7 protein-coding genes and 2 pseudogenes are annotated in these 11,046 nt (G+C 62.5%); 6 read left to right on the forward strand and 3 right to left on the reverse strand.

Features of this window, described 5'->3' with window-relative positions; all coding sequences use genetic code 11:
• Window positions 1-70 precede the first annotated feature (70 nt).
• The 4 genes and pseudogenes from AC0GUR_RS11505 to AC0GUR_RS11520 all read left to right on the forward strand — a co-directional run.
• A pseudogene (locus tag AC0GUR_RS11505) lies at window positions 71-763 on the forward strand (MFS transporter); the annotation flags it as partial.
• 189 nt (window positions 764-952) lie between these two features.
• Window positions 953-1,699 (forward strand): annotated as a pseudogene (gene gluP / locus AC0GUR_RS11510) (glucose/galactose MFS transporter); the annotation flags it as partial.
• Window positions 1,699-2,676: a carbohydrate kinase family protein gene (locus AC0GUR_RS11515; RefSeq protein ID WP_472877614.1), complete on the forward strand. Its 978-nt coding sequence runs from the start codon at window positions 1,699-1,701 to the stop codon at window positions 2,674-2,676. The pseudogene gluP and the gene AC0GUR_RS11515, both read left to right, overlap by 1 nt.
• Window positions 2,673-3,881 carry an AGE family epimerase/isomerase gene (locus AC0GUR_RS11520; protein WP_472877615.1) on the forward strand — a complete coding sequence of 403 codons (1,209 nt, stop codon included), beginning with the start codon at window positions 2,673-2,675 and terminating at the stop codon, window positions 3,879-3,881. The genes AC0GUR_RS11515 and AC0GUR_RS11520 overlap by 4 nt, the downstream gene beginning before the upstream one ends.
• A 1,155-nt stretch (window positions 3,882-5,036) precedes the next feature.
• Here the strand turns inward: AC0GUR_RS11520 and AC0GUR_RS11525 are convergent.
• Together AC0GUR_RS11525 and AC0GUR_RS11530 are read right to left on the reverse strand one after the other, a co-directional pair.
• Window positions 5,037-5,951, reverse strand: coding sequence for a hypothetical protein (locus tag AC0GUR_RS11525; RefSeq protein ID WP_472877616.1), 915 nt, complete (start codon window positions 5,949-5,951; stop codon window positions 5,037-5,039).
• A 154-nt stretch (window positions 5,952-6,105) separates the two neighbouring features.
• Window positions 6,106-6,744: a hypothetical protein gene (locus tag AC0GUR_RS11530; protein WP_472877617.1), complete on the reverse strand. Its 639-nt coding sequence runs from the start codon at window positions 6,742-6,744 to the stop codon at window positions 6,106-6,108.
• 345 nt (window positions 6,745-7,089) lie between these two features.
• On the opposite strand from AC0GUR_RS11530, the gene AC0GUR_RS11535 reads away from it, so the two are divergent.
• Together AC0GUR_RS11535 and AC0GUR_RS11540 are read left to right on the forward strand one after the other, a co-directional pair.
• On the forward strand, window positions 7,090-7,905 hold the full coding sequence (locus AC0GUR_RS11535; protein WP_472877618.1) for an SDR family NAD(P)-dependent oxidoreductase: 816 nt from the start codon (window positions 7,090-7,092) through the stop codon (window positions 7,903-7,905).
• A gap of 163 nt (window positions 7,906-8,068) precedes the next feature.
• Window positions 8,069-8,482 carry a DoxX family protein gene (locus AC0GUR_RS11540; protein WP_472877619.1) on the forward strand — a complete coding sequence of 138 codons (414 nt, stop codon included), beginning with the start codon at window positions 8,069-8,071 and terminating at the stop codon, window positions 8,480-8,482.
• Window positions 8,483-8,575: 93 nt separating this feature from the next.
• Here AC0GUR_RS11540 and AC0GUR_RS11545 read toward each other — a convergent pair whose 3' ends face one another.
• Window positions 8,576-11,044, reverse strand: coding sequence for a tetratricopeptide repeat protein (locus tag AC0GUR_RS11545; protein WP_472877620.1), 2,469 nt, complete (start codon window positions 11,042-11,044; stop codon window positions 8,576-8,578).
• Between the last annotated feature and the right edge of the window lie 2 nt (window positions 11,045-11,046).

Consider the following 11,046-nt stretch of genomic DNA (forward strand, 5'->3'; position numbering starts at 1 on the left):
TCCAACTTCCCAGTCGGCGGCCACGTCGCCGGCCACTAGCTCCACGCGCTATACCGACTACCCACTGGCGATGGGGGTACTCACCACCATCTTCTTCATGTGGGGGTTTCTCACTGTCCTCAATGACATCCTGATTCCGCACCTGAAGTCGGTGTTCGAGCTGAACTACGCCCGCGCGATGCTGGTGCAGTTCACCTTCTTCGGCGCGTACTTCCTGATGTCGCTGCCAGCAGGTCGCCTGGTGGCGGTGCTCGGCTACAAAAAGGGCATCATCGCCGGCCTGGCCATTGCCGCGCTTGGCGCCTTCGGTTTCTGGCCTGCGGCGCTGCTGCATTCCTATGGCGCATTCCTTGGTGCGCTGTTCGTGCTCGCTACCGGCATCACCGTGCTGCAGGTGGCTGCCAATCCCTACGTCGCCCTGCTTGGCCCCGAGCGCACCAGCTCAAGCCGCCTGACGCTGGCGCAGGCGATGAACTCGCTGGGCACCACGCTGGGTCCGTTGTTTGGCGGTCTGCTGATCCTGACCTCGGTGTCCACGTCGATACCTGACGATCTGCGCAAGGCGCCGGAGACGGTGCAACTGGTGCAGACGCTCAACACCGCGTCGCCCACCGATGTCGTGCAGGCCATCCAGCAGGCGCCTGCGCCGCGCCTGGTCGCCGCCATCAACGATGCCGCGGCGACTGCGCTCGACCGTGTGCCCGCGAAGGATGTCGCCGCCAGCCTCGCTCAACTCGCCCCCGCGCAACTGGCCGATGTGCTCGACAAACTGCCGGGCGAAGCCTTGCTCGATACGTTGGCTACGCAATCACCACACCAACTCGCCGCGATACCGGTGGATCACCTCGCTGGTGCACTCGAGAAGCTCACCGCCTCGCGCCTGGATGCCACGCAGGCAGCACAGCTGGCCACGGTGCGCGCAGCCCTGCCACCTGAAATTCAGCAGCAGCTGCAGTCTTATCGCCAGAAGCAGGCAGAGCTGGTGCAGGTGCCGTACCTGGGTCTTGGCGTGGCACTGCTGGTGTTGGCGGCAGGCGTTGGCCTGTTCCGACTGCCCGCCCTCACCGAATCCACTGAGCGTGCGGACATGCAGCACCACACCTTGCTCGATGCCTTGCGTCACCCGCATGTGTTCTTCGCCGTGCTGGCGATCTTCTTCTATGTCGGCGCCGAGGTCTCGATCGGCAGCTTCCTGGTGAACTACCTGTCGCTGCCCAACATCGGCCACATGAGCGAGCAGCAAGCATCGCACTACGTGGCGCTGTACTGGGGTGGCGCCATGGTGGGTCGTCTCGCTGGCTCCGCCCTGCTGGTGCGCTACAACCCGCGCAAGCTGTTGGCACTGTTTGCCGGCGTGGCGGGTTTGCTCGTGCTCACCACCATGCTGACACACGGTGCGCTGGCCATGGGCAGCGTCATCGCTATCGGCTTGTTCAACTCCATCATGTTTCCCACCATTTTCGCGCTTGGCATCGAGCGCATGGGACCGCTTACCGGCAAGGCTTCCAGTCTGCTGATCATGGCCATCGTCGGCGGTGCATTGCTGCCGTGGATCCAGGGCAACCTCGCCGACCAGGTGGGCGTGCAGCACGCCTTCGCGCTTCCCATGCTTTGTTACGGCTATATCGTGTTCTTTGGACTGCGCGGATCGCTCATCCGGGACGCCGCCCCTTCTGCTTCCACCGTTGGTAATACTTGATGTCACGTAGCATTCTCTGTTTCGGCGAAGCATTGATCGACTTCCACAGCGAGGGTAGCGACGAGCTCGGCTTCCCGCGCGCGTTTGTTCCTTATGCAGGCGGCGCACCGGCCAACGTCGCCGTCGCCGTCGCGCGACTGGGTGGACAGGCCGCATTTATCGGCATGCTGGGCAACGATCCATTTGGCGGTTTCCTGCTCGACAGCCTGCGGCGCGTGGGCGTCGACACATCCGGTGTCGTACGTACCGGCGAAGCGAATACGGCACTCGCCTTCGTTACGCTCGATGCCAAGGGCGAACGTAGCTTCAGCTTCTATCGCCCGCCGTCTGCCGACCTGCTTTTTCGACCCGAACACTTCCGCGAGGAAAGCTTTCGCGAAGCAGCCGTGTTTCATGTCTGCTCCAACAGCATGACCTGCCCCGAGCTTGCTGAAGCCACTCGCGAAGGCATGCGCCGCGCGCGCACTGGCGGCGCACTGGTGAGCTTCGATATCAATCTACGTCCTGCGCTGTGGCCCAGCGACGCCAGGCCTCGACTGTCGCTGTGGCCGGCGCTGCATCTGGCCGATGTGGTCAAGCTCAGCGCAGAAGAATTCGCCTGGCTTGCGGTAGATGGTGAAGAAGCAACGCTTGCGAAATTATGGGAAGGTCACGCCCGCCTGTTGGTGATAACCGACGGCGCCAATACGTTGCGCTGGTTCCACCCCGATGCCGAAGGCGAACTACCGGTCTATGCCGTTCCTGCGGTAGACACGACCGCTGCCGGTGACGCCTTCGTCGGTGGGTTGCTGTGCCAACTCGCCGCGCTGGATGCCATGCCGGATCGCCTCGACCACCTGGTGACCGAACTGCCGCGCCTGCACGCCGCATTGCGCTTTGCTTCAGCCTGCGGCGCGCTCACCGTCACCCGCCAGGGCTCATTTACGGCACTGCCCGACGAGGCCGAAGTGCTCGGCTTCATGGAGACCTACGCATGACCACGCCCGACTTTCGCAGCGAGGCGTTTCTGCGTGCCCATGTCGCCGACACCATGGCGTTCTATCATCCACGCGCGATCGATCCTGCCGGTGGTTTCTTCCACTACTTCAAAGACGACGGCACCATCTACGATCGGCACCACCGCCACCTGGTGAGCAGCACCCGTTTCATCTTCAACTATGCAATGGCTGCGATGGAGTTCGGCCATCCGGAATACCTGGAAGCCACCCACCACGGCTTGCGCTATCTGCGCGAGGTCCATCGCAACCCCGACACCGGCGGCTACGCCTGGACTGTTCGCGATGGCAAGCCGGAAGACCGCACCAACCATGCCTACGGCGTGGCCTTCGTACTGCTTGCCTATGCCACCGCACGCAAAGCGGGCATCCGCGAAGCCGATGCGTGGATGGACGAAACCTGGAACTTGCTCGAACAGCGGTACTGGGACGCCGGTGCGGGCCTGTATCGCGACGAAGCTGACGAACACTGGAACTTCAGCGACTACCGCGGCCAGAACGCCAACATGCACATGTGTGAGGCGATGCTGGCGGCGTATCAGGCCAGCGACGAACCACGCTATCTGGAGCGTGCGTTGCAGCTAGCCGACCACATGACGCGGCGCCAGGCTGCCAAGGCAGATGGCCTGGTGTGGGAGCACTACGACGCGCAATGGAATGTGGATTGGAAGTATCACCTTGATGACCCCAAGCACCTGTTCCGACCGTGGGGTTTCCAACCCGGTCACCAGACGGAATGGGCCAAGCTGCTGCTGATCATGGAGCCTTTGTTGTTGGAACGCGGACGTGAGGAGAATTGGCTAGTACCTACCGCCATGCATCTCTTCGACACCGCGCTGGCGCGTGCCTGGGACAACGAGCACGGCGGCATCTGCTATGGCTTTGCGCCTGACGGCAAGGTGTGTGACGACGACAAGTATTTCTGGGTGCAGGCAGAATCGCTCGCTGCGGCTGCGTTGCTACATGCACGTACGGGTCTGGCTGAGTATGACACGTGGTATGAAAAGCTTTGGGCTTATGCGTGGGCGCATTTTGTCGACCATCGCTTCGGTGCGTGGTTTCGCATCCTGACGCGCGACAACCGTAAGGTCGATGACGAGAAGAGTCCGGCGGGGAAGACGGACTATCACACGATGGGCGCGTGTTATGAGGTGATGGCGCTGGTGCGTGAGGGTGGGGTGCCGTAAGGGGTTTTTGCTTCTGTTGTCTTTGGGGTGAGGGGTCACTCTTGCCCCACTGTTGGTTTAGAGCTGTCATCTCCGCGAGGCGCTTTTCAGCAGCCGAAGGCTGGTCAAGCAGGAAGCGCTTTGCTACGGCGAAGCTCATCATCCAGTGGCATTGAACCTGGCGTTGCCGCCAGCGTGCCGCTTACGCAGCGGGCGTTTCGACCTTCTGCCGAAGGCCGAGTCACTTTTCTTTTGCTGGCCCAAAAGAAAAGTAACCCAAAGAAAATGGCCTTGTAGAGCTCTCGTAGCGTCGTATTGAATACAAGCCTTGGAGGCCTCGGTAATCGGCACCGATCGATCCATCCGACACGCGGTACGGCTACCCCGCAACGCGCCGTAGCGAAGAGGTTCTCTGCATGGCGCGGAATACAAGCACTGAAGGTTCCGGAGCTCGGATTGCGACAGGCGAAGCGCCGCCACACTGGGGCTACACCGCAACGCGCCGTCGCCAAGAGGGCTTAATGCTCCGGCTCGATTTACGACCTGGCGGCCCGGCTTTTCTGTAGGAGCGCACTCGTGCGCGACCGCAACGCCAGGATCTGGCTGAGCGGTAGGACACGCGAAAACCAATCGGTGAGGTAACGACAACGCGCTGCGGTCGTGCGCCAGCGCGCTCCTACAAGGCGGCGTTGGCTCCGGCTTTTGCCTTTCGCTGTTGATCTCCGGGCCCCCTGTGCGGCGGTGAGGGGTGGACGATCAGGCCCGCAGGGGGATCGGCACGGATGCCGATCCCTTTTCGACAGGACATGGATGTCCTGTCGAAAAGCCCGGCCGCCCCTCACGGACTGGCCGGCTTCACCGGCCAGCGCCAAGCGGGGGTGCCTTTTCTTTTGGTTACTTTTGACGCGCAGCTAATCCCCGTGGGACTTTGGGCAAGCAAAGAAAAGTGACCCGGCCTCCGGCAGGAGGTCGGAAGCCCGCCGCAGGCGAGCCAGGTTGCGGAAACTTCACACTAGGGCAAAGTCGCTGAATGACCAGCCATTCGGCTGCTGAAGAGCGCCTCCCTCTTTCGCGGCGATGAGGGTGAGGGAAACACGCGCACTCGCGAGCCCCCACTTTTCGGCGCTCACCCCAACTCCCCAAGAGGAGAGAGGGAGACAAAAAACCCACACCCCATCAATCAAACGTCACCGCCAACCCCAACGACACACCCCGCACATTCTGTCCAATCACATACCGCACCACCGCTCGCGCACGCGAAATCCACAACGGGTGATACTTGCTCGTATCAAGTTCCAAACCCGTGCCCAGCGACGTGAGATGGTTGAACCCCACCACATTGGCGTCCTGCCCAAAGTACGACGTATGGGCAAACTCCAGCACATAACGTACAGGCCGATCGAGCGCGCGCATGCCGGTCGGTGCGCGATAACGGGCCCACAGGCCGGCGTTCTCGTTGCGTGAGTGGCCGTGCACTACACGCGATGAGTCGTTGACGCTGTGCAAGTAGATATTCGTGTAGCGTAGCTCGACGTCCACCTCATAGGCCTCCACGTAATGCTCGTAGTCGAGCATCAGCGAACCACCCATGCCCGCTGCGTCATAGTGGCCATGGGCAAGGAAATCGAGGTCGATATTGGTGTTACGGGTGATGTAGAGGCTACCTAACGATGCGTCGCTTTTGACGCGACCATAGCTTCCGTTGACGATGGGCCGAAGGACCAAATCGTGCGTGAGATGAAAGTCCCAGCCCACACCAACGGTACCGATGATGCTGTTCCAGCGCGTGGGCAGTTCGCGCGTTTCCTGGCCGTCACTCGCGATGAAGCGGGGATCGTAACGCGCGTAACCGAGGGTGCCCTCAAGATAGACCGGCACGCTGTCGCTGATGGTGAAACCACCACCCAGCGATGTGTTGTTGAAGGAAGGGTCATTGGTCGCGCTGTTCTTGATGGCCAACGCGCCCGAGGTAACGTCCGGTGTCTGCGAATAACCCATCAGGGCGAGTATGCCGTTCGCCCGCTGCTGCAACCTACCCTGGACGATATGGAAAACCGGGCCCTGTTGCGCCGACGCCGCAAGGGGAAACACTAGCCAAACCAACGCGACCAAGAACGTCCATAGATGCCTCACGCAACACCACCCTTTGACGCTCTTGAACCCGCGAATGCCCACGCGCCCATCGGACCACCTGCCCCCGGTGGTCTGGCAAGGGAGGGCGTCGTGCGCCCTCCCCCTCCATGCATCAGCCCTTCGGCTTGGCCTTGGCCTTCGGCGTCACCGTGACGGCAAGCGCCTCGACGTAGGTGATCACCACCATGTCGCCAATCTTGAGCTTCTTCAGGGCCTGCTGACGCTCGGGATCCGTGACGTTGACCACGCGTGAGTGGCCATCAGCACCGGTCAGGGTGATGGTGTTGTTTTTCACGTCCACGGCGGTGAGCTTGGCCGTCACCGTCACAGCCCTGCCTGTCTTGAGTCCCGGCTTTTCGCCCGGCGCAGCGGTGGCCGTACCGCCTTCTTGCACCACGCCGGCCTGGGCGCTCTCGGCCGGCATCAATTGCACGGCCACTGCGGCCTGGTAATGCGCCGTCACCTGGTCGCCAACCTTGAGCTGGGCGAGATTCTTCACTTCCGGGCCCGCCTGGATCGTCACTTCATCGCCCTTGGGGCCCTTCAGCGTGATGAAGCGGCTTTCTTGATCCACCGCTGTCACCGTGGCGGTCACGGTCTTCTCATCACGCATCAGCTCGCCGGCGGTGCTGGTCACCGTCGAAGCACTCGCAGGTGCGTGCGTCTGGGCGGAGGCAGCCATCGGCAATGCGAGTGCAACGGCCATCGCGGCGCCGAGCAGGTAGGACGGGGAAATAGTTGACTTGCTCATCATGGGTCTCCTTTCTGGTGGTCTTGGCTGAAATCGCCCGGTTGCTGCCAGCGCCATCGGTACGCCGAACGCATGCAAGGCTCCCGCGATGTTCCGATGAAGGCCGGAATGGATCTGCCAGTGAATGGCCGCATGCGTTGTAGGGATGGCGATAGCGTTTCTTACCGGGGCATGTTCAATCAGGAGACGCGTCGCGACGAGCGTAAAACCACTCAAGCCCGCTAGGTAGTTCTACCCGTGGAGACTCACTGGTAATGACAGGCCAGCCGAACATAGGCAAGCTTGAACCCGGCCTCCCGCTTAGCGCCACACCGGGATACCACTCCCTCGCCACGAGGCAACGTCATGTCATTTGCGGAGCAGCTCGACACCGTCCTGATCACTGGTGCGTCGGCTGGCATCGGCGCCACCTATGCCGACCGGCTGGCCCGCCGGGGGCACCCGCTCGTGCTGGTCGCCCGTAGTCAAAACAAGTTGCAGTCGCTGGCTGAACGCCTGGCGCGTGAATATGGGGTGAAAGTGGAGGTCATGACGGCCGATCTCACCCATCCGCAGGATCGCCTGCGCGTGGAGCAGCGGCTGAGCGACGACCACAACATCGGATGGCTGCTGAACAGCGCCGGCATGGCCGCTGGCACGACCATCGCGGAGGCGCCGCTGGAGGCGGCCGAGTTGATGATTCAGCTGAACATTGTCACGCCGACACGGCTGATCGGCGCGATCTTGCCGCGGCTTCTGACTCGAGGGCGAGGCAGCATCATCAACATCGCGTCCATGCTTGCGCTGGCCCCGGAGTTGTTCAACGGCGGATACGCCGCCAGCAAGAGCTACGTGCTGAACTACACGTTGGCTTTGCAGAAGGAAATCGGGGGTCGCGGCATCCGCGTGCAGGCGGTATTGCCGGGCGTGACGCGTACGGAGCTTTGGCAGCACACCGGTGGTACGCCAGAACCCGTACCGCCAAGTACCATCATGGAAGTGGACGAAATGGTGGATGCTGCCCTGACCGGTTACGACCAGGGCGAAGTCGTCACCATCCCTTCGCTGATCGATAGCGAAGACTGGAACCGTTACGAGTCGGCACGCCAGCGCCTGGTGCCCCATCTGTCGCGCGATCACGCCGCTGACCGCTACAAGAGCGACATCCCCGAGGACGCCTGACCGCCCTGCCACCCCATACGGTGGACGGCCATACTGCTAAAAGGTCGAATGCGCCGCCGTACTTCACCCGCGATATAGTGTGCTTGACCGCACCGCCTGGCGGTCGCGGCCGGCGCGGGCGAATATGCCCGCAAGCGTCACGTAGATTCATGGGAGAACGACCATGCGATATACGTTACTAGCAGGCAACAAAGACGGCATGCTTCTCCTGGCACGCGTACTGTTGATGATCCTGTTCGTGATCTTCGGCTGGAGCAAGCTCACCGAGTTCTCAGGCACCGCCAGCTATATGGCGTCGACAGGCTTGCCGCTGCCCACGCTTTCGGCAGCGATTGCCGTGATCATGGAGTTCGTCGTGGGCGTGGCCATCGTCATTGGCTTCTACACCCGCCCCCTGGCGCTGGTGCTTGGTTTCTACACACTGGCCGCCGCCGTGATCGGCCACCAGTTCTGGAACATGGACGACCCGGAACGCATCGGTGCGATGATCAATTTCTACAAGAACGTGAGCATCACGGGTGGCTTGCTGCTGCTCTGCCTGACGGGCCCGGGAAGGTATTCGCTGGACCGCAAATAGACGCTGGAACCCGTGATGCCACGGGTTCTCGCGGCTCAAGGCAACACTGACCAAGTAGCACCGTCGTCATGATGTCTGGAAGGCTCGTCGCATTCACTTCGAGCCGCCTCCTCCCATGCTGTCCAGCAATTGCTGCGCCTCGGCGGAGTTCGGGGCCACTGCCAGCAGGCGTTGCGCATAGTCCTTCGCCTGCGCCATATGACCCGCGTCGCGCTCCAGGCCGGCGAGCGTGAACAGCAGGGAGGGGTCGTAAGGCGCCGCTTGCAGAGCATCGGCGAGCACCTTTCTGGCTTGCTCGCCCTGACCGGCGGAATTGAGCGCCACGCCATACACATAGGCAAAACGGGCATTGGCGGGATCCGCCTGATGCGCGCGCGCCAACCAGGGCATTGCCTCCGTCTGCTGGTGAATGCGCACCAGTGACAAGCCCTTGGCGTGCAGCAGATTGGCGTTGTTGGGCGAGACGCGTAAACCTTCGTCGATCACCTTGGCGGCATCGTCCTCATGCCCCAGCGAACGGTACATGTCCGCCAGGTTCGCGTACGCAGGAATAAAGTCCGGCTGCAACTTCAGCGCCCGGCGGAAGGCCTGCTCCGCCTTGGCCGTGTCGCCGCGCTCCACATAGATCAGCCCAAGGTCGAAGTGCGACTCCGGTCGGTCGGCCACGGCTTCCTGGGCCTGCACATAGGTGGCGAAAGCACGATCCCGCGCAGCACGCTGGCTCGCATCGAGCTGCGCATCCGGCACACCTGCCAATGCGCGCCCCGCTTTTACGCGCACATCCAGTACCGGATCGTCGGCGAGCGGCGCGGCCATTGGGCCACGCACCTCGGCAGGAAACGTGGCAAGGGCATCCAGCGCTGCCGCACGCATCATCGGATCGGCATCCGCCAGTGCGGCCTGCAAGACAGGTACCGCCGCCGGGCTGGCGTAATGTTGCAACTCGTTCACCGCCGTGGCGCGCGCAATGATGGGAGAACTGGTGTCACCCGCTAGCGTGGCAAGCAGGTTCGCCGCACCGGGCTTGCCGTGACGGCCAGCGTCCAGCGCTTCCACGAAATGCTGGTAACCCTTGCGTTCGGGTCCATGTGCCTTCTCGATGGCATCAGCGGCCCATTTGGCACCCTTGTCGGCATGGCAATTGGCGCAGGCATTCGGTACGCCGTAGGTAAGGGTCAGATCCGGGCGCGGAACGCGGATGGAATGATCCGGCCGCCCGTTGATCACCATGTAGTTCTTGGAGGGCATGTGGCAGGCCACGCACTGCGCACCCGCACTTCCCTCTTTGTGCATGTGGTGCTCGGCAGTGTCGTACGTCTTGGGCGTGTGGCAGGTTTCGCACAGCGCGTTGCCCTGGGCGCGGGTCTTTGACGTATGCGGATCATGGCAGTCGCTGCAGGTCACACCCTTGGCAAACATGCGGCTCTGCAGGAACGAGGCATAGACGTAGACTTCATCCAGCTGCTGTCCGTCCGCGTGGTAGCGCCCCGGGACAAGCAGCGTCGGGTCGTGCGTATCCATCAGGCGACCCGTGGGCGCGGTGTCTTTGGCGATGATGCCCCGGCGCGAATGGCATACGGCGCAGGTTTCGACCTCTCGATGCGAGGCGAGCGGCGTGCTGCGTGCGGGACTACCGCTGACGGGATTGGGAATCCAGTGCGCGCCCTTGCGTTCGTTGAGCGCGATGGTGAGCCCCATGCTGGCGTCGCTTTGCCTTGTCGCGGCATCACCGCTCGCCCACGCGACGTGTCGCGAGCCCGGCCCGTGACAGGCCTCGCAAGCCACGTTGATTTCGTTCCAGCTCGTCTTGAAAGTATTGCTGGCGAGATCGTAGTTGCGCTGCACATGGGTGGAATGGCAATCCGCACACATGTAGTTCCAGTTCTGGTTCAGTCGCGTCCAGTGCAGTGTGTCGTGCACGTCGATGTGCTCGCCGGGATACTGGTTGAACCAGCGTTGCCCGCCTTCGGATGCCGGCCGTGCATCCCATGAAGCGCGCAGCGCCTGCAGGCGGCCATCGGGAAACTCGACGAGATACTGCTGCAGCGGATAGACGCCAAAGGTGTACTTCACCTCAAACTCGCCGGGCTTGCCGTCCGGGCCATCCGTCTTCACGAAATAAGCATGATCGCGCTTGAAGAAGCTGGCGATCGAGCCATCCTGCTTCAGCGTGCCCTCGAAGTGGCCCTCGACGCTCTTGTCGTCAGCCACCCGCATGGCGAGCGCATGATGAGATGACTGCCATGCCTGCGTTTCCTTGGCATGGCAGGACGCGCAAGCCTGCGCTCCCACATAGTGCGCGGCGGGCTGCGCTGGCGTCGGAGGTGTCGCAGGCGTTGTCGTAGTTGGTGTGGACGCCGCCGGCGTGGATGCCATGTCCGGCCCTGGCGTGCGCAGCCACCAGATGCCCAGCAGCACGAGCACCAACGCGGCCACACCGAGCGGCAACCACCATAGGCGGCGATGGCGTTCCTCCACGGGCGGCGCGGCAGCAGGTGTTACCGGTTGCGCAGACGCAGCCTTGCCAGAGCGCTTGCCATGGCTCTTTCTGGAACGACCCATCG

The sequence above is a fragment of the Dyella sp. PARNA 12/25 genome (assembly GCF_055702865.1).

Bases quoted from the DNA above. Each gene is read 5' to 3' on its own strand.
- AC0GUR_RS11520 (WP_472877615.1), top strand. From the start codon at position 2,673: ATGACCACGCCCGACTTTCGCAGCGAGGCGTTTCTGCGTGCCCATGTC.
- AC0GUR_RS11515 (WP_472877614.1), top strand. From the start codon at position 1,699: ATGTCACGTAGCATTCTCTGTTTCGGCGAAGCATTGATCGACTTCCAC.
- AC0GUR_RS11530 (WP_472877617.1), bottom strand. From the start codon at position 6,744: ATGAGCAAGTCAACTATTTCCCCGTCCTACCTGCTCGGCGCCGCGATG.
- AC0GUR_RS11535 (WP_472877618.1), top strand. From the start codon at position 7,090: ATGTCATTTGCGGAGCAGCTCGACACCGTCCTGATCACTGGTGCGTCG.
- AC0GUR_RS11545 (WP_472877620.1), bottom strand. From the start codon at position 11,044: ATGGGTCGTTCCAGAAAGAGCCATGGCAAGCGCTCTGGCAAGGCTGCG.
- AC0GUR_RS11540 (WP_472877619.1), top strand. From the start codon at position 8,069: ATGCGATATACGTTACTAGCAGGCAACAAAGACGGCATGCTTCTCCTG.